The organism is Stenotrophomonas sp. 96582_Sma (genome assembly GCF_056480905.1).
On the sequence record NZ_CM151122.1, the window covers coordinates 4735692 to 4754375 of the forward strand.

Annotated in this window: 16 protein-coding genes and 1 pseudogene; 8 read left to right on the forward strand and 9 right to left on the reverse strand. The window is 66.3% G+C overall.

What is annotated here, in order from left to right; all coding sequences use genetic code 11:
• Positions 1 to 132: 132 nt before the first annotated feature.
• On the reverse strand, positions 133 to 1443 hold the full coding sequence (locus ACZK2R_RS22220; protein ID WP_180837691.1) for a PQQ-dependent sugar dehydrogenase: 1311 nt from the start codon (positions 1441 to 1443) through the stop codon (positions 133 to 135).
• The gene (locus ACZK2R_RS22225) at positions 1436 to 1876 is read right to left on the reverse strand and encodes a DUF2231 domain-containing protein (RefSeq protein ID WP_049400823.1); all 441 of its coding nucleotides are present in this window, start codon (positions 1874 to 1876) and stop codon (positions 1436 to 1438) included. The genes ACZK2R_RS22220 and ACZK2R_RS22225 overlap by 8 nt, the downstream gene beginning before the upstream one ends.
• A 310-nt stretch (positions 1877 to 2186) precedes the next feature.
• Here ACZK2R_RS22225 and ACZK2R_RS22230 point away from each other — a divergent pair, with 310 nt between their 5' ends.
• A complete protein-coding gene (locus tag ACZK2R_RS22230; protein WP_049400824.1) occupies positions 2187 to 3953 on the forward strand; it encodes a S8 family serine peptidase in 1767 nt (588 codons plus the stop codon).
• Positions 3953 to 4546, forward strand: a complete 594-nt coding sequence (locus ACZK2R_RS22235) for a S8 family serine peptidase (protein WP_006399785.1) — start codon at positions 3953 to 3955, stop codon at positions 4544 to 4546. Before ACZK2R_RS22230 ends, ACZK2R_RS22235 begins: the two co-directional genes overlap by 1 nt.
• A gap of 182 nt (positions 4547 to 4728) precedes the next feature.
• Here ACZK2R_RS22235 and ACZK2R_RS22240 read toward each other — a convergent pair whose 3' ends face one another.
• From ACZK2R_RS22240 to cyoA, 5 genes are all read right to left on the reverse strand, one after another.
• The gene (locus tag ACZK2R_RS22240; protein WP_180837717.1) at positions 4729 to 5400 is read right to left on the reverse strand and encodes an SCO family protein; all 672 of its coding nucleotides are present in this window, start codon (positions 5398 to 5400) and stop codon (positions 4729 to 4731) included.
• Between the two features lie 142 nt (positions 5401 to 5542).
• On the reverse strand, positions 5543 to 5875 hold the full coding sequence (gene cyoD / locus ACZK2R_RS22245) for a cytochrome o ubiquinol oxidase subunit IV (RefSeq protein ID WP_006399830.1): 333 nt from the start codon (positions 5873 to 5875) through the stop codon (positions 5543 to 5545).
• A 1-nt stretch (position 5876) separates the two neighbouring features.
• Positions 5877 to 6512 (reverse strand): cytochrome o ubiquinol oxidase subunit III, encoded by a 636-nt coding sequence (gene cyoC, locus ACZK2R_RS22250; RefSeq protein ID WP_012512371.1) that lies wholly within the window; start codon positions 6510 to 6512, stop codon positions 5877 to 5879.
• Positions 6509 to 8485: a cytochrome o ubiquinol oxidase subunit I gene (cyoB, locus tag ACZK2R_RS22255; protein WP_180837690.1), complete on the reverse strand. Its 1977-nt coding sequence runs from the start codon at positions 8483 to 8485 to the stop codon at positions 6509 to 6511. Before cyoB ends, cyoC begins: the two co-directional genes overlap by 4 nt.
• 5 nt (positions 8486 to 8490) lie before the next feature.
• Positions 8491 to 9396, reverse strand: a complete 906-nt coding sequence (gene cyoA / locus ACZK2R_RS22260; RefSeq protein WP_180837689.1) for a ubiquinol oxidase subunit II — start codon at positions 9394 to 9396, stop codon at positions 8491 to 8493.
• A 183-nt stretch (positions 9397 to 9579) separates the two neighbouring features.
• On the opposite strand from cyoA, the gene ACZK2R_RS22265 reads away from it, so the two are divergent.
• The 5 genes and pseudogenes from ACZK2R_RS22265 to ACZK2R_RS22285 all read left to right on the forward strand — a co-directional run.
• A complete protein-coding gene (locus ACZK2R_RS22265) occupies positions 9580 to 10995 on the forward strand; it encodes an aminotransferase-like domain-containing protein (RefSeq protein WP_006399838.1) in 1416 nt (471 codons plus the stop codon).
• 54 nt (positions 10996 to 11049) lie between these two features.
• Positions 11050 to 11328, forward strand: a complete 279-nt coding sequence (locus tag ACZK2R_RS22270) for a hypothetical protein (RefSeq protein WP_005414763.1) — start codon at positions 11050 to 11052, stop codon at positions 11326 to 11328.
• Positions 11328 to 11927, forward strand: coding sequence for a DUF6436 domain-containing protein (locus tag ACZK2R_RS22275; RefSeq protein ID WP_012481503.1), 600 nt, complete (start codon positions 11328 to 11330; stop codon positions 11925 to 11927). Before ACZK2R_RS22270 ends, ACZK2R_RS22275 begins: the two co-directional genes overlap by 1 nt.
• A 9-nt stretch (positions 11928 to 11936) precedes the next feature.
• Positions 11937 to 13451, forward strand: coding sequence for an aminotransferase-like domain-containing protein (locus tag ACZK2R_RS22280; protein ID WP_478487672.1), 1515 nt, complete (start codon positions 11937 to 11939; stop codon positions 13449 to 13451).
• A gap of 109 nt (positions 13452 to 13560) precedes the next feature.
• Positions 13561 to 13827: pseudogene (locus ACZK2R_RS22285) on the forward strand (PLP-dependent aminotransferase family protein); the annotation flags it as partial.
• A 124-nt stretch (positions 13828 to 13951) separates the two neighbouring features.
• Here ACZK2R_RS22285 and ACZK2R_RS22290 read toward each other — a convergent pair.
• Together ACZK2R_RS22290 and ACZK2R_RS22295 are read right to left on the reverse strand one after the other, a co-directional pair.
• Positions 13952 to 15253: an aminotransferase class V-fold PLP-dependent enzyme gene (locus ACZK2R_RS22290; protein WP_478487674.1), complete on the reverse strand. Its 1302-nt coding sequence runs from the start codon at positions 15251 to 15253 to the stop codon at positions 13952 to 13954.
• On the reverse strand, positions 15253 to 17655 hold the full coding sequence (locus ACZK2R_RS22295) for a TonB-dependent receptor plug domain-containing protein (RefSeq protein ID WP_180837686.1): 2403 nt from the start codon (positions 17653 to 17655) through the stop codon (positions 15253 to 15255). Before ACZK2R_RS22295 ends, ACZK2R_RS22290 begins: the two co-directional genes overlap by 1 nt.
• A 201-nt stretch (positions 17656 to 17856) precedes the next feature.
• Here ACZK2R_RS22295 and ACZK2R_RS22300 point away from each other — a divergent pair, with 201 nt between their 5' ends.
• Complete coding sequence (locus ACZK2R_RS22300; RefSeq protein WP_125895553.1) at positions 17857 to 18684, forward strand: AraC family transcriptional regulator; 828 nt, start codon at positions 17857 to 17859, stop codon at positions 18682 to 18684.

Consider the following 18684-nt stretch of genomic DNA (forward strand, 5'->3'; position numbering starts at 1 on the left):
CCAGGCTCGGCTGCTTATGGTCTTCTGTAGAGTCGAGCCATGCTCGACTGCTGCTGGCAAAAGCAGTCGAGCATGGCTCGACTCTACAAGGGCCAGATCCAACGCAGTCGAGCGTGGCTCGACGCTACAGAACTACTTGGCTGACACCCGCCACACCACGTCGCCCACGTCATCGGCGACCAGCAATGCACCCTCGGCATCCATGGCCATGCCCACTGGCGCGCCCATCAGCGTCTTCTCGTCCTTGGAGGCGAAGCCGCTGACGACGGTCTGCGGCCGCCCGGTCGGCTTGCCGTCCTTGAACGGTACGTAGACCACTTCGTAGCCGCTCAATGGTGAGCGATCCCAGCTGCCGTGCTCGCCGATGAAGGCGCCGCCGTGGTACTGCGCCGGCAGTGCCTGGCCGGTGTAGAACAGCAGGCCCAGCGGTGCCACGTGCGAGCCGATGGCGTAGTCCGGCGTGATGGCTTTCGCCACCAGGTCCGGCCGCTGCGGCTGCACGCGCTCGTCCACGTGCTGGCCGTAGTAGCTGTAGGGCCAGCCGTAGAAGCCATCTTCCTTCACCGAGGTGAGGTAATCGGGCACCAGATCCGCACCGATTTCATCGCGTTCGTTCGCCACGGCCCACAGCGTGCCGGTGCTCGGCTCCCAGTCCAGTCCGGTCGGGTTGCGGATGCCCGACGCAAAGATGCGGCTGCCACGGGTGGCCACGTCCACTTCCAGCACCACTGCGCGGCGGTATTCAACGGCCAGGCCATTCTCGGTGATGTTGCTGTTGGAGCCCACGCCCACGTACAGCTTGCGGCCATCGCGGCTGGCCAGCAGTTCCTTGGTCCAGTGGTGGTTGATGGTGCTGGGCAGGTCGGTGAACTCGCGGCCCTTGTCGGACATGCGGGTCTCGCCCGGCACGTAGTGGTACTGCACGATATTGCCGGTGTTGGCCACGTACAGCGTGTCACCGATCAGCTGGATGCCGAACGGCGAATGCAGGCCTTCGATGTACACGTGCTGGGTCCACGTGGAAGTGCCAGGCGCACGGCGCAGCAGGGTGACCCGGTTGCCGCCCTTGCCGGCCTTGCCCGAGCGTGCCTTCACCTTGCCGGCGATCCACTGCTTGGGCGTGGTGACCGGTTCTTCGCCGGGGCCATTGCCCTCCACCACCAGCACATCGCCGTTGGGCAGAGTCAACAATCGCCGCGGATGCTGCAGGTTGGCGGCGATGCGTTCGATCTTCAGGCCTTCGGCCACCGTGGGTGACTGGCCCTCGGCCCAACCCACTCCGCGCGGCACCTGCATCGGCGGCATCAGGAAGTTCTTCGGTGTCGGCAGTGGTGGCTTCGCACCGGATTGGTCGGTGGGGTGGTACTCGGCCTTGCCCGCGCAGGCCGACAGCATCACGGCCAGCGCCAGGGCGCCCACGGTGGGCAGGATGTGCTTAGCCATGACGACCTCCCTGCAGCACCGGCGGCTGCAGTGACAGCAAGATCAGGCCCAGTGCGATCAGGGCCACGGTCAGCGCCGACAGGATCGTGCCCGGCACCGCGACGGCATAGGCATCGCGGCTGTGCACGAAGGCGTTCCAGATGGCCAGCACCACCGCGACCAGGTTGAGGAAGAAGTCGATGCGGTCGATGCGGGTGGCGGTGCCGTTGCGGCGCCAGACCGCGAACAGGTTGATCAGGCGCGGAATGATGGCGATCAGCAGACCGAAGGTGATCAGCCAGGCAGCGGCCTTGCCCCACATCACCTCGGCGCTGTTGAGATAGATCGCGTCGAAGATCAGCGCGCCGACGAAGAAGCCGAAGGGTATCGGGTTCAACAGGCTGAACAGCGTGGTGCCGAGGCCGCGATGGGCCTGGGCCAGAGGGTTGACCATCATCGTGCTCCGATGCGGAAGGGTGCACGGGCTGTAGTAGCACAGCCGGATGTGAGGGGGCGCGATGATGCCGGGTAGATCCACGCCATGCGTCGATACGCGTGCCAACCAAGGTGGGCACCTACCAGATGCGGGCCGCTGCAGTCGTCATTACCCCACGGCATAAGCGTTTGTGACGCAATCGGCACATCTGCAGATTGGGAGTGTGAAGAGGTAGGGGGTTGTTCGTTGTGTCGCGTTTGGCTCGTTGCGATGGGGCAGTTCCGCCCCGCCGTCCTGCCATGCCGATTCACAACAGAAGGATTCGTGTATGAAGCGACACACGCAACGCTCCGCGCCACCGCGCTCCGCGCGCCTGGCCCTTGCCACTGCCCTGGTGCTGGGCAGCCTGGCCGTCACCGCCCAGGCCCAGCAGGCCGATCCGCTGGCCGGGCGTCAGTGGCATCTGCTCAACACCGGACAGGCCGTACTGGGCGATACCCTGCCGGTGGCTGGCAACGATCTGAACGTGGATGGCCTGTTCCGCAATGGCATCCGTGGCCAGGGCGTCACCATCGCCATCGTCGATGACGGCCTGCAGATCGCACACCCGGACCTGGCCGCCAACGTTGCGGCGGTCGCCGGCAAGAACTTCGCCAACCAGAGCAACAACCCTTCACCGTCCAATCCCGACCGCGACAATCACGGCACCATGGTCGGCGGCATCGCAGGTGCAGTAGGTGCCAACAATCTGGGCGTGCGCGGCGTGGCCTCGGCGGCCACCCTGAAGGGCTTCAATTTCCTGGCCTCCAATGCCCAGGGCAATTCGAATTCCAACATCGAGTACTCGTGGTGGGACGGCGCCGAAGTGGCCGACGTGGGGGTCTTCAACAACAGCTGGGGCTCCAGCCCGGGCAACCCCAACCTGCCGCTGGCCTACAGCCAGAACGACATCGCCGCCTATGAGCAGGCCATGTCCGGCACCCGTGGCGGCCGCGGTGGCATCTACGTGAAGGCCGCCGGCAACAACCACAACAACGGCGCACGCTCGGATGGCACCGACATCTGCTCGGCAGACACCAAGAACCGCAACACGGGTTGCATTCCGGCCGGCCGCGACCCGCGTAACAACCTGTTCAACGTGATCACCGTTGCCGCCGTGCGCGCCGATGGCGTGCGCTCGTCCTACTCGTCCACCGGCTCGGCGCTGTGGGTGTCCGGCTTCGGCGGTGAGAATGGTTGGCAGCGGCAGGTCGTGCCGGGGCAGCTGGCGATCCGCTACGATCCGGCCATCCTCACCACCGATGTCACCGGCTGCGCGCAGGGCAGCAACAAGAACACGAGCCTGCGCAACACTTTGGACGGCGACCAGTCTGCCATCGACAGCACCTGCAACTACACAGGCAAGATGAACGGCACCTCGGCGGCCACGCCGATGGTGTCGGGCGTGGCGGCACTGCTGCTGGAGACCAACCCGAACCTGTCCTACCGCGATGTGAAGTACATCCTGGCCACCACCGCCACCCGCACCGATCCGAACCGGGCAGCGGTGACCCACTCCGACGGCCGCGTGCTGGTGCCGGGCTGGACGGTGAATGCCGCCGGCCGTGCCTACAGCAACTGGTACGGTTTCGGTGTGGTCAATGCGGCACGCGCGGTACAGGTCGCAGAGGACTTCCAGCCGCTGGGTGCACTGGTGGATAGTGGCTGGCGCAACACGACGCGTACCGTGGCCATCGGCAATACCTCGGCGGCCGCGGCGCGCCTGACCTTCCAGCTCGCCAACGGTGCGCGCAACATCGAGAGCGTGCAGCTCGGCTTCCGCGTCAACCACAGCAACACCCGCCAGCTGCAGTTCGTGCTGATCTCGCCCAGTGGCACCCGCAGCGTGGTGCAACCGGCATTCACCGCGATCGGCTCTGGCCTCAATGGTGTGCAGCGCAACTTCACCAACTGGGACCTGCTGTCCAGCAATGCCTTCCTGGATGAGAACGCCACGGGCACCTGGACGCTGGAAGTCACCGACCTGGGGCAGGCCGCGAACGCTGCATCGCGTGGCAACCTCGAATTCTTCAAGATCCGCGTTCTGGGGCACTGATGATGAAGACGACCATTCTGTTGAGCACCCTCGCCCTCGCGGCGATGACCACCACCGCCTGGGCACAGAGCTCGGGCCAGACACCTCCGGCGAAGACCTTGTCGACCGTAGACACGCAGCAGTTGAAGGCGGAGGCCACTGGCCGTTCGTTCAATGTGGGCGGCTCGCGCTTCCAGCTGGCACCGTCGGCAACCGTGCAGCAGGCCAGCGGCGGCCAGTTCCGGATCACCACCGGGGCTGATGCCAGCGCGGCGGCCGTCGGCACCCGCAGCAAGCGGTCCACGGATGCGTCTACCGGTGTGGCCGCACGTGCGGATGCCGGTGCCAGCAAGTTTGCGGCCGCTGTCTCCAACGATGGCGCACCGGTCGTGGCGACCTCGCGGGTCAAGGTGTTCTTCACCGATGCGGCTTCGGCGCAGCGTGCGGCCACCGCCACCGGCGGCACCGTGGTGAAGGTATCCAAGGCCTCGGGCCGCGCGATTGTGGAGTATCCGTCGGTGAACGCGGCACTGGATGCGACCACCAAGCTGCTGTCGACCGCCGGCATCAAGGCGGCCGAGCCGGACGTGGTGCAGTGGGAAGAAACCAAGTAAGGCGTTGAGTGGTGCCCCCGGCCGGTTGGCTCTCCTGGCCGGTCGGGGGATTGGTGTGTGGGGGGTGTGCCGACCAACGGTCGGCACCCACCAGATTCATTCACCGCGTGTCGACCAAGGTCGACACCTACCGGGGCAGCGGGCGCGACGAACAGGCGGCATCAGCCGGGCATGGTCCAGGATTACCGGGCGGCGAGCATATCGCTTTGCTTGAGGTGGCAGCTGGCCAGCGGGCCGTTGCCGGCGGCCGGATGGCCAGGCTCGAGCAGCAGGCGCTGCACGTCGGAGAACAGCTTGTCCACCGGCATGCCGTAGGGCGCGAACAGGCGCAGACGGCCTTGGCGATCAAACACGTAGCCGCCGGCGATATGGCTCATGGTGTAGGTCTCCGGCACCGGGCCGGGTTCCTTTTCGTAGAACGCCTTGAAGTTGCTGGCCATCGCGGCCAGTTGTGCTTCGTTGCCGACCAGTGCGATCGCCTTGGGGTCGAAGGCTTCCACATAGGTGCGGGCGACTTCGGGCGTGTCGCGTGCGGGATCAACACTGACGAACACTACCTGCAACTGGTCGGCATCCTTGCCCATCAGGTGCTTGACCTGGCTGAGCTCGACCATGGTGGTCGGGCACACGTCCGGGCAGCTGGTGAAGCCAAAGAACAGATAGGTCACCTGCCCCTGCAGGTCCTTGGGCCCGCGCACGGCGCCGTAGCTGTCAGGCATCGACCAGTGCTGGCCGAGCTCTTCGCAGGCAATGTCCTTGGAGTAGAAATCCATGCGCGACTGCGCGCTGCAGCCAGCCAGCAGGCCGATGGCCAGGCCTGCCAGCAGCGGCAGGCGGAATCGGGGAGAGAACAACGAACGGACAACAGCAGCAGGACGCTTCACGGGTACCACCAACGCAGACGCGGGCGGGGTCTCGGTCAGGCCTGCCCGTGGGGGAAAGAGGACGGAGGTGCCGGGGTGATCGCGCGGTCCATGCCGATCACCCCAGCCACGGTCAGTTGATCATCATGTGGTAGTGCATGCTCCAGATGATCCAGACCGACAGTGCGACGACGATGAACAGGATCACCAGGGTGAACACGAAGCTGGCCAGGTTCCAGCCACCTTCGGACTTGCGGTCCATGTGCAGGAAATAGACCAGCTGTACCAGGATCTGCGCCACCGCGAAGCCGACCAGCAGGAACAGCGTGAGCGGCCGCGACAGCACCGGGTTCATCACCAGCGCGAACGGCACCACGGTCAGCAGCGCGCACAGCACGAAGCCGATCAGGTAGGACTTGGTGGAGCCGTGCGCATTGCCGGCGCGCGAGGTTTCGACGTGGGCCATGTCAGAAGGCTCCGATCAGGTAGACGAAGGTGAAGACGCAGATCCACACCAGGTCCAGGAAGTGCCAGAACAGGCTCAGGCACGACACGCGGGTGATGTTGGTCGGGGTCAGGCCGCGGCTGTAGACCTGGTGCATGACCACCGCCATCCAGATCAGGCCGCTGGCCACGTGCAGGCCGTGGGTGGCGACCAGCGCGAAGAACGCCGACAGGTAGGCACTGGTGCTGGGGCCCGCGCCTTCGTGGATCAGGTGCGAGAACTCGTAGATCTCCATGCCGATGAACGAGGCACCGAGCACGAAGGTCACGCCCAGCCAGCGCAGCACCGCCGAGGTGTCGTGGCGATGCATCGCCAGCACGGCCTGGCCGTAGGTGATGCTGGAAACCAGCAGCAGGAAGGTCTCGGCCATCACGAACGGCAGCGAGAACAGGTCCTTGCCGGTGGGGCCGCCGGCGTAGGCGGTGCTGAGCACCGCGTACGAGGCGAACAGCGAACCGAACAGCACCAGGTCGGACATGAGGTAGACCCACATGCCGAACACCTTCATGCCGCCCTGTTCGTGGCCATGGTCGTGTTCGTGGTGGTCCTCGTGCGCCTGCGTGTCGCTGGCCAGCTCGGGGCGGGTCAACAGGTTCATGCGCGTACCTCCTTCAGCTTGGCAAGGTTGGCCGCTTCGGTGCGCGCCACCTCTTCGGAACTGACGTAGTAGTCCACGTCCTCGTCGTAGGACCGCACGATCAGGGTGACGATCATCGCGATGAAGCTGGCCGCGGCCATCCACCAGATGTGCCAGACCAGGGCGAAGCACAGCACCAGGATCCAGATGTTGAGGATCAGCGGTACGCCGGTGTTTTTCGGCATGTGGATAGGCGCGTACTTCTTCGGCGGCGGCGGCAGGCCACGCTTCTTCGCTTCGTGGAAGGCATCCAGCTCATCGGCCTTGGGCACCACGGCGAAGTTGTAGAACGGCGGCGGCGACGGCGTGGCCCATTCCAGCGTGCGTGCATTCCACGGGTCGCCGGTCACGTCCAGGTTGCGCTTGCGGTCGCGCACGCTCACGTAGATCTGCACCAGCATCAGGATGATGCCCGCGAACACGAACAGTGCACCGATGAAGGCAGCGATCAGGTACGGCGTCCACGCCGGGTTGTCGTACTGGTTCATGCGGCGGGTCATGCCCATGAAGCCGAGCATGTACAGCGGCATGAAGGCCAGGTAGAAACCGATCACCCAGCAGGCGAACGACCACTTGCCCAGGCGCTCGTTGAGGGTGAAGCCGAACACCTTCGGGAACCAGTAGGCGAAGCCGGCCAGGTAGCCGAACAGCGCGCCGCCGATGATGGTGTTGTGGAAGTGCGCGACCAGGAACAGGCTGTTGTGCAGCAGGAAGTCCGCACCCGGGATGGCCAGCAGCACACCGGTCATGCCACCGATGGTGAAGGTGACCAGGAAGGCGATGGTCCACAGCATCGGCACGCTGAACTCGACGCGGCCGCCGTACATGGTGAACAGCCAGGTGAAGATCTTCACGCCGGTGGGGATGGCGATGATCATCGTCATGATGCCGAAGAAGGCATTGACGCTGGCACCGGAGCCCATGGTGAAGAAGTGGTGCAGCCAGACGATGAACGACAGGATGCCGATCGCCAGCGTGGCACCGACCATCGACTTGTAGCCGAACAGCTTCTTGCGCGCGAACGTGGCAGTCACTTCAGAGAAGATGCCGAACGCCGGCAGCACCAGGATGTACACCTCCGGGTGGCCCCAGGCCCACACCAGGTTCACGTACATCATCGGGTTGCCACCCAACGTGTTGGTGTAGAAGTTGAAGTCCAGGTAGCGGTCCAGGGTGAGCGCACCCAGTGCCACGGTCAGGATCGGGAAGGCGGCGATGATGATCACGCTGGTGACCAGCACGGTCCAGGTGAACACCGGCATCTTCATCAGGGTCATGCCCGGTGCACGCATGCGCAGGATGGTGATGAACAGGTTGACGCCGGTCAGCAATGTGCCGATGCCCGAAGCCTGCAACGCCCAGATGTAGTAATCGACACCCACGCCTGGACTGAACTCGATGCCCGACAGCGGCGGATAGGCCACCCAGCCGGTCATGGCGAATTCGCCGACACCCAGCGAGATCATCATCAGCGCTGCGCCGACCACGAAGATCCAGAAGCTGAAGGCGTTGAGGAACGGGAACGCCATGTCGCGCGCGCCGATCTGCAGCGGCACGATGATGTTCATCAGGCCGACCACGAACGGGGTGGCCACGAAGAAGATCATGATCACGCCGTGCGCGGTGAAGATCTGGTCGTAGTGCTCAGGTGGCAGGAAGCCGTCACTGCCCGGGCCAGCCGCCGCCAGCTGCGCGCGCATCATCAGCGCATCGGCAAAGCCACGCACCAGCATGACCAGCGCCACCACCACGTACATGATGCCGATCTTCTTGTGGTCCACGGTGGTGAACCAGTCACGCCACAGCGGGCCCCACAGCTTGAAGTACGTCACCGCGCCAAGCAGCGCGAGGCCACCCAGCACCATGGCCGCCAGCGTGATCACCACGATCGGCTCGTGCAGTGGCACGGCCTCCCACGTCAATTTACCCAACATGTTCGTTACTCCTGGGAAACCTGGGCACCGCCGGCGGCACCCGCAGGGGCCGCAGCAGCGGTGTTCTCACCGACGCCGATGAACTGGTCGATGACCTTCTTGAACAGCAGCGGTTCGACGCTGGAGAAGTGTTGTACCGGCGCGTTGCGCGACGGCGCGGCCAGCGCCTTGAACTCCGCGAAACTGAGTGCGTCCGGCGCGCTGCGTACCTCGGCCACCCAGCGCTCGAAGTCTTCGTTGCTGCTGGCGGTGGCAATGAACTTCATGTTCGAGAAGCCATGCCCGCTGTAGTTGCCGGACATGCCACGGAACTGGCCAGGCTCGTTGGCGATCAGGTGCAGCTGCGTGCGCATGCCGGCCATCGCGTAGATCTGCCCACCCAGCTGCGGGATGAAGAAGGTGTTCATCGTCGAGTTGGAGGTGATGTTGAACGCCAGCGGGCGGTCGACCGGGAAGTTGAGCTGGTTGACCGTGGCGATGCCGAGGTCCGGATACACGAACACCCACTTCCAGTCGGTGGCGATCACGTCCACATGCAGCGGCTCACCGGCCACGTCCAGCGGCTTGTAGGGGTCCAGCTCGTGGGTGGAGGTCCACACGATCACCGCCAGCACCGCGATGATGATCAGCGGCACGCCCCAGACCACGATCTCCACCTTGGTGGAGTGCGACCAGTCAGGCATGTATTTGGCTTTGGTATTGCCGGCGCGGTAGCGCCAGGCGAACACGAAGGTCAGCACGATGGCCGGTATCACCACGATCAGCATCAGGCCGATGCAGATCAGGATCAGGTCGCGCTGGGCGATCCCGACCATGCCTTTCGAATCCAGCAGCACCCAGTCGCAGCCCGTCAGAGCGATGCAAGCCAGGGCGACCAGCGCCAGGCGGATGCGGTTCCAGCAGATATTCATTGGAGGTCAACCCTGTTGAAGAAGCGCGCTTGACCGGCTCGCCTGCGCGCAGCGCCCGGGCGTGGAGCGGCTACACTGTGGGTACGAGGTCGCCTACAAAAAGGTGAACCACTCCAATCAAGCCCATACAAGATACAGCATTGTATGGAATTGTGCATCTGCACGTATGGAAAAAACTGACCGATGACGCCACCTGCCGCCGGCCGCCGCCTGAAACACCCCAATCGCACCTGGGTTCGCCCCTTCCGCGAGGGCGCCGGCCCGCTGTATCTGCAGATTGCCCAGCAGGTGCGCGAGGCGGTGGATGACGGCGTGCTGCGCCCGGGCGACCGCCTGCCGCCGCAGCGCGACCTGGCCCAGCAGGTGGGCGTGGACCTGACCACGGTCACCCGCGCCTTCGCCGAGCTGCGCCAGGCCGGCCTGCTCGATGCCCAGGGCGCCGGCGGCACCTTCATCGCACTGTCGGCCGGCAACCGCAGCACCTCGGTCGACCTGAGCATGAACATCCCGCCGCTGCTGGGCAGCGCGCCGTTCGCACAGGGCATGGAGACCGGCTTCCAGCACGTCGGCCAGCAGCTGGGCCAGGGCGAATTGATGAGCTACCACGTCGGCGCCGGCACTCGCGAGGACCGCGCCGCCGCGGTGCAGTGGCTGGCGCCGATGCTGGGCACGGTGGGTGCCGACCAGGTGGTGATCTGCCCCGGCGCGCAGACCGCGCTGTGCGCGCTGATCCTGGCCCGCACCCAGCCGGGCGAGCTGATTGCCGCCGAGCAGCTGACCTACCCAGGCCTGTTGGCTGCCGCGCGGGTGCTGCAACGGGGCGTGGTGCCGGTGGCGATGGACGCCGAGGGCATGCTGCCGGAGGCGCTGGAGGAGGCCTGCCAGCTGCGCCGCCCGCGCCTGCTGTACCTGGTGCCGACCATCCAGAACCCGACCACGGCGACGATGTCGGCACAACGCCGGCAGGCCCTCCTGGCCGTCGCGAAACGCCACGATCTGACCGTGATCGAAGACGATCCCTACTGGTTGCTGGCCGGGGACGCCGCACCGCCGCTGGCCGCCCACCGCGACGCAGGCTGCCCGGTGTACTACATCTCCACCCTGTCCAAGTGCCTGGCACCGGGCCTGCGCACCGCCTACCTGGTGGTGCCGGCCGGCGAACCGATGGAACCGGTGCTGGACGCCCTGCGTGCGATCGCGCTGATGCCGACCCAGTCGATGGTAGCGGTGGCCTCGCAGTGGATCCGCAGCGGCCAGGCCCAGGACATGGTGCAGCGCTTCCAGCAGGAGCTGCGCGAGCGCCAGGCCATTGCCGCCCGTTACCTGCCGGCCCGCGCCCAGGCGCATCCCGCCGGCCTGCATGTGTGGCTGCCACTGCCGCCGCGGCTGGACCAGTACCGGTTGATCCAGGCCGCACAGGAGCAGGGGCTGGGCATTGCCAGCTCGGACGCCTTCAGCGTGGAAGAGCCGCCACCGGGCAACGCGATCCGCCTGTCGTTGGGTGGCGCGGTTGACCAGGGCGCGCTGGCCGGGGCGCTGGCCAAGCTGAACGAGATCCTGTCTGAAGCTCCCGAGGCCCGGCACAACGCCATCGTCTGAACGGGTGCATGGCGCTTTATCCATACAAGATGATATTTTGTATGCAATGTATGGATGAAGGGACGTGCATCGATGCGCGCCGAGAAACTGAAGTTCCACCTGGTGATGGCCGGGTGCGGTGGCTTTGTGGTGCTGATGCTGGCCGCGCTGGCCTGGGTCTGCCTGCAGCCACAGACCGTGGACGTACAGGCCGCCGAACGCCACGCCATCGAGCAATGCGTGCAGCGCAGCGAGGATCCGTCGCGTAGCGAGATCCAGCGCCGCGCTCAGGCCGATTCCTGCCGCGAGATGCGCAAGCAGTACGTGCACAAGTTCGGCCGGGAAGATTCCTGATGGGCGCAGCCGCGCCGCGTCGCCGCTGGCTGCTGCCGACGATGATCGCCCTCGCCTGCCTGTTCATGGCCGGCGTCGCGGCTGCGCTGTGGCAGTACTTCGGCTACAGCGCGCAGTCCACCTTCACCGAACAGGCCATCGTCTTCGACGATTCGCAGCTGCGCCTGCCGGCCGACCTGGCCGGTGATACCGGCCGCATCCGCGTGGTGCATTTCTGGGACCCGGCCTGCGGCGTGTGCAATCGCGAGACCGGTGCGCACCTGAGCTACCTGATCAGCATGTACCGCCGCGCCGGCATCGACTTCTATGCCATCCGCCGCCCGGGTACGCAGGGCGAGCTGCCCGAGCCACTGCGCAACAAGGTGATCAACCTGCCGACCATCGACGGCATCGAACACATTCCGGCCAGCCCCGCCGTAGCCATCTGGGATCGCCAGGGCCACCTCGCCTACGCAGGACCGTACAGCATCGGCATGGTCTGCAACTCGGCCAACAGCTTCGTCGAACCGCTGCTGGACAGACTGGTGCGCGGCGAGACCGTGCGCCCGAAAGGACTGCTTGCCGTGGGCTGCTACTGCCCCTGGCAGGCCAAGCGCTGAGGACGCGCAATGACATCACTGACGCTGGCCGGTGTGGCCGCCGCAAACAACAACGGCGGTCACCTGTCCGAACCGACCGATGGTTATGGACAGGCTCCCGCCGTTGGAAGCAACGATACGCCCCGACATGCTCCGTACATGCCGCGACCGGATGTCGCAGCCCGCGAATGGGTGCAGGACGTACTCGCGCACAGCGGGCCGATCTACCTGCGCATCGTCAACTCGCTGGAACGCACGGTGCGCCGCGGTGGTCTCGCACCGGGACAGCGCCTGCCCTCGCAGCGCGCGTTGGCGCAGCAGCTCGGTATCGACCTGACCACGGTCACCCGCGCCTTCGATGAAGCACGCAAGCGTGGACTGATCGAAGCACGCGGGCCACAGGGCAGCTTCATCGCACCGCCCAAGGCCGGCTTTGACCAGGTGGTGGACCTGAGCATGAACGTGCCACCGGTGCCCGATGCCGATGCGCTGGCCGAGACGCTGCGCCGCGGTGCCGCCGCCGTGCTTGCGCGCAGCAACGCACCGAACCTGATGACCTATCACCTGGGCGGCGGTAACCCGACCGACCGCCACGCAGCGGCGCGCTGGCTGCAGTCGATGCTGGGAAAGGTGGACGATGCCTGCCTGCTGCTGACCGAAGGCGCACAGGTGGCGCTCGCGTCGATCCTGGTCAGCCAGGGACGCGACGACGACGCGATCCTCTGCGATGCGCTGGTCTATCCGGGCCTGCTGCAGGCCGCTGCCGCACTGGGCCGGCGCCTGCTGCCGGTGGACAGCGACGAACACGGCATGTGCCCTGATGCACTGGCCCGGCTGGCACGCGAAAGCGGCGCGCGCCTGGTCTATCTCAATCCCACCTGCCAGAACCCGACCGCACTGACCCTGCCGCTGCATCGGCGCGAAGCGCTGGCGCGTGTGCTGGAAAGCGAAGGCCTGCTGGCGATCGAAGACGATCCGTACTGGCATCTGGCCGAAGATGCGCCGCTACCGTTGGCAACATTGGCACCGCGTCATGTGTTCTACGTGGCGACGCTGTCGAAGGTGATCAGCCCGGGCCTGCGCACCGCCTTCGTGCGTTGCCCGAGCGCCGCGCATGCCGAGGCGATGACGGCCGCGCTGCGAGCAACGCGGTTGATGGGCCATCCGCTGGTATCGGCGTTGGCCAGCCAGCTGCTGCTGGATGGTTCGGCGCAGTCACTGCTGGCGCAGGTGCGCACCGAGGCGCGCGAGCGCATTCGCATGGCCCGCTACCTGCTGGCGCCATCGCTGCTGCAGCGGGCTGAAGGCCTGCATGCCTGGTGCCGCGTGCCGGCGCCGTGGACCGATGCCACGCTGGTGCGCACCGCGCAACTGCAGGGGCTGGCGATTGCACCGTCATCGGCGTTCTGCCCGCCGGGGGTACAGCATCAGAACGGGGTGCGGTTGTCGCTGGGGCTGGCGGCGGACCGTCGGCAGCTGGAAAGTGCGCTGCGGAGGATCGACCGGTTGTTGTTGTCGGATGCGTTGCCGGCGATCGAGCGGTAGGTCTGGTAGTGCCGGCCGCTGGCCGGCAATGGCATGCACGGATCATGAGGTTGCCGGCCAGCGGCCGGCACTACCCCAATGTCACCAGCGCCTGCCCCAGCGCATCCATCTGCTCCGGCTGCTGCAGCGCGCGGAAGGTCCGCATGCCTGGTGCCGGATACCGGCGCCGTGGACCGACGCCACGCTGGTACGTACCGCACAGCTGCAGGGGCTGGCGATCGCGCCGTCATCGGCGTTCTGCCTGCCGGGGGTATCGCACCAGAGCGGCGTGCGGCTGTCGTTGGGGCTGGCGGCGGATCGCCGGCAGCTGGAAAGTGCGCTGCGGCGGATTGATCAGTTGTTGCTGTCGGATGCGTTGCCGGCGATCGAGCGGTAGGCGCAATGCATCCACGCCATGCGTGGATGTGCGCTGGACCTGGTAGCGCCGGCCGCTGGCCGGCGGAAGATTCCCCGGCACGGACGGAATGTGCCAACCAAGGTTGGCACCCACCAAAGCAGGGTCAGGCCAGGGCGGAGAGCGCCTGCACCAGCGCATCCATCTGCTCCGGCCGGGTGAACACAGACGGCGTCACCCGCACGCATGCGCCGGAATCCAAACCATCGCGATGGGTGGTGAACACGCGATGCTCATCCAGCAGCCGCTTCTGCAGCGCGAGGTTGTCAGCCACGCTGGTGCGCCCGCGCAGGCGAAAGCTGGCCAGCGCACTGGCCAGCGCCGGGTCCGGCGAGGACAGCACTTCGATATGCGCCATCTGCCGCGCCGGCACGGTCCAGCGCTCACGCAGGTAGCGCAGCCGCGCCTGCTTGTTGGCCACGCCGATGCGCTGATGCAGGGCAATGGCATCCGGCAGTGCCAGGTAGGCGGCGAAGTTGACCGTACCGGTATGCACGCGACTGCCCACGCGGCCATCGTCGGTTTCACCCATGTAGGGATCCAGGTCGGCCACACGCCCCTTGCGCACGTACATCGCGCCGACGCCCACCGGCGCACCGATCCACTTGTGCAGGTTGATGCCGACGAAATCGGCCTTCAGCTGCGGCACCGCGTAGTCGATCTGGCCAAACCCATGCGCGGCATCGACGATCACATCGATACCGCGCGCTCGCGCGCGTTCGGCGATCTCCGCCACCGGCAGCACCAGCCCATGGCGATGGCTGACCTGGGTCAGCAGCACCAGCTTCAGGCGTGGCAGCCGCGCGAATCCGGCCTCGTAGGCCTGCAGGATCTGCGCGTGGTCGGGCACGGCCGGCAGCGCGATACGCTCGACCTGCACGCCGCGACGCTGCTGCAGCCAGCGCATCGCGCCGATCATGCTGTCGTAGTCGATGTCGGCGTAGAGCACCTGGTCGCCGGGCTGCAGACGGTTGTAGCCGCCAATCAGGGCCAGCATCGCCTCGGTGGCGCCGCGGGTCAGTGCAATCTCGTCGGCACCCACGCCCAGCAGCTCGGCCACCTGCCGCTGCACCGCCATGTACTGCGCCGGGAACTCACGACGGCCGTACCAGGCGTTGCCACGGTTCACTTCAGCGGTGTGGCGCTGGTAGCTCGCCAGCGTCTCGCGGCCCATTGCACCCCAGTAGCCGTTCTCCAGGTGGTTCACTTCATCGGTGATATCGAAGTGACTGGCCACGGAGGCCCAATAGCCTTCATCGCGGGCCAGCACGTCCGGCGCCACGGTCGTTGCGGGAATCTGCATGGGCGCAGCGTAACGCGTGGCAGCCATGGCGGGCAGTGAAGACAGTGCGGCTGCGGCGGGCAGCAGGGTGCCGGCACGCAGCAGGGAGCGGCGCGTGCGGTCCATCAGAAGCTCAACCGGTACTGCGCGTACAGGTTGGCACCGTCGGTGTCGTACGGCGCGTTGCGCGAGTAGACCAGGCCACGGCTGGCCTGGAACGTGGCCTCATCCGGGTAGCGATCGAACACATTGTCGGCGCCCACGCGCAGGCTGTGGTGCTCGTTGATGCGATAGCCCACGGCCAGGTCGAGGAAGCTCATCGCACCGAAGCGCTGGTAGATGTCGCCCACCGCGTTGCCGCTGGAATCGGTCCAGGCGCCGTAGTAGCGCAGGCGCGCCATCAGCGACCAGGCACCGATGTCCCAGCTGCCGGTCAGACTGCCCTTGTGCTCGGGCAGCCGGTCTTCGAACAGCACGCGCTGGGTTTCGTTGGTGGCCACCGAGGTGCTGCCGTTGTCCACGCGGGTGCGGTTGTAGTTGTAGGCCAGGGTCAACGTCATGCGGCCGGCGCCGAGATCACGCAGGTAGTTGCCGACCACGTCCACGCCGGTGGTGGTGGTATCGAAGTCGTTGGTGAAGTAGTTCACCGAGGTGTAGCCCAGTGGATTGGGCGTACCGGCCGGAATGGCGAAGCTGGCCGACTGGCTGAAGCGGTCGGTGAGCTTGATCTGGTAGACATCAACCGAGCCGGACAGACCCAGGTCGGTGCGCCAGGTCAGGCCCAGCGAGGCGATGCGCGATTCCTCCGGCTTCAACGGCTTGGCTCCAAGCAGCTGCGCCAGCGGATCGTTCGGCGACAGGCGGCCACTGGTGAAGATCTGCAGCGTGCGCGTGTCCAGGCCCTGGGTGGTGCTGGTGGTGTTGAGCTGCGCCGGCGTCGGTGCGCGGAAGCCGCTGGACACGGTGCCGCGCAGGGCCACGTCCGGGGTGATCGCAAAGCGCGCCGACAGCTTGCCATCCAGTGTGCTGCCGAAGCTGGAGAAGTCCTCGTAACGGCTGGCCGCACCGATGCTCCAGCGCTCGCCCAGCGGCACTTCCATATCCACGTAGGCCGCCTTGCTGCGCTGGCTCCACTGCCCGGCCTGGCTGGCCGAGAAGCCCGGCGCACCGTTGGAGTTGGCTTCCAGGCCCGCGGCCGCGCCCGGACCCACTGCGTATGAGGCCGGGTCACCGGCGCGCACCTGGTAAGTCTCCTGGCGGAACTCGCCACCGAAGGCGACGTTGATCGGCTTGGACAGCGCGGCTACGTCCCACTCGTAGTTGAAGTCGGCGTTGGCGTTCTTCTCGGTCTGGGTCAGGCGGCCGAGATCGAACGCGGTCGGGCTGGCCGGGCCGAGCGAAGCATTGATCGAGTTCTTCAGGCTGTAGTCGATGGCGTTGCGGCCATACGACGCGCTGACATCCCAGCGCAGTTTGGGCGTGATCTCGCCGCGCAGGCCACCAACCAGTTGCAGGTCGTTCTGGACGTTGCCGTACTGCGGGCTGAAGCCCACCGGATAGATCGAACGCAGGTTCCAGCCGGGGAAGATCGCCGTGGTGCGGTAGGCACCGGTGGTGGTGTCCGGGTTGCGCCAGTTGAAATCGCTGACACCGTCGCTGTGGCTGTACAGACCGAACGCATACAGCTCCAGTGTCTCCCTGGCGTTGGCCTTCACGTTGAAGCCGACGCGGCGGCTTTCCAGCTCCGGCTGGCCCCAGCGCTGTACCGGGTTGGGCACGTCCAGATCCGGATGCGCGGCCTGGAAGGCGATGGCATCGGGGCGCTGGCGGGTGCGCGAGGTGGCGTCGGAGTTGGACGATTCGGCGAACAGCACCAGGCTGCCATAGTCACCCAGCGACCAGCCGGTGCGTGCGCTGAAATCGCGCGAGGCGCCATCGCCCTGCGCATACTGCGAATAACCAGCGGTGATCTCGGTACCCGGGCCATCCTCGAGAATGATGTTGATGACGCCGGCGATGGCATCCGAGCCGTACTGCGCCGACGCACCGTCGCGCAGCACTTCGATGCGCTTGATCGCACTGGTCGGAATCTGTGCCAGATCGGCCGCCTGCGCGCCACGGTTGCCGAGCAGCGCGCTGCGGTGGAAGCGACGACCGTTGACCAGCACCAACGTCTGATCCGGCGACAGGCCACGCAGCGTGGCCGGGCGCACGAACACCTGACCGTCCGCCATCGGCAGGCGCTGCACCACGAACGACGGCACCAGCTGCGCCAGCACGTCCTTCAGGTCGGTGGATTCAACGGACTTGATATCTTCCTTGGTGAACACGTCCACCGGCGCCAACGTTTCGAACTGGGTGCGGTTGGAGGCGCGGGTGCCGGTGACCAGCATCGCTTCGAGCTGGGTGGGCGCCGCACGGCTGCCCGCCGGGGCATCGACCGCATCGGCCTCCGCTGCGATCGCGCCGCCTGCGCTGGCCATGGAAAGGGCGAGGAGGATGGAACGCGAAAGCTTCGAACGATGCACGGCAGGGCTCCGGGAGGACGCGACAGGGCCAGCACCTGCTCGGACACAACAGGCGTGGACAAGGCGCGCAGTCTCGGCGCGATCTGTGAAGAAGCCATGACGTCAGTGCGACAGCTTGATGCCGCTGGAGCGCAAGAACTGCTAAACGAAGCGCCACGCGATCCGCTACTGTGCCCGGCATTGGATTCGGGGAACGGCAGGATGAGCGCGGCAGGCAAGGCGTTGTGGTACATCGAAACCCATGCGGACCAGCCATTGGCGCTGGCCGATATTGCCGCCGCAGCGGGGCTTTCGCCGTTCCATCTGTCGCGCCTGTTCCAGGCCCGCACCGGCACCTCGGTGGTGCGTTATCTGCGGGGACGGCGCCTGACCGCTGCCGCGCAGCGGCTGGCCAACGGGGCGGGCGACATCCTGCAGGTGGCACTGGGCGCGGGCTACACCACCCATGCCGCGTTCACCCGCGCCTTCAGCGAACAGTTCGGGCAGACCCCGGAGCGGGTACGCGAACAAGGCACCGATGGGCTGGCGCTGGTGCAGGCGATCCGCGTGGACGATGCGCCGACTGCCTGCGGTGAAGCGCCGCGCCTGCTCGATACCCCTGCCTTCCAGGTCGCGGGTATCGGCATGCGGCATACCCGCGACAGCGGCGGTGCGATACCCGGACAGTGGGCGCAGCTCAACCGGGAATGGCCGACTCCGGCACCGATCAGCTTCGGCGTGTGCTGCAACAGTGATGACGATGGCGGCTTCGACTACATCGCCGCACTGCCGGCCAGCGCGGTGCCGAGCGTACCTGCGCACTGGCAACGCGTGGACATTCCGCCGCGTCGCTACCTGGTGGCCTGGCACGGCGGGCACATCTCGACCATCCGCTCGACCTGGTTCTGGCTGCTGGATCACTACCTGCCCGGCTCCGGGCTCAGCCTGGCCGATGCCCCCGATCTGGAACGCTACGACATGCGTTTCGATGAGCACAGCGGCAACGGCGGCGTGGAAATCTGGCTGCCGGTGGACGAACGCCCACGCTGA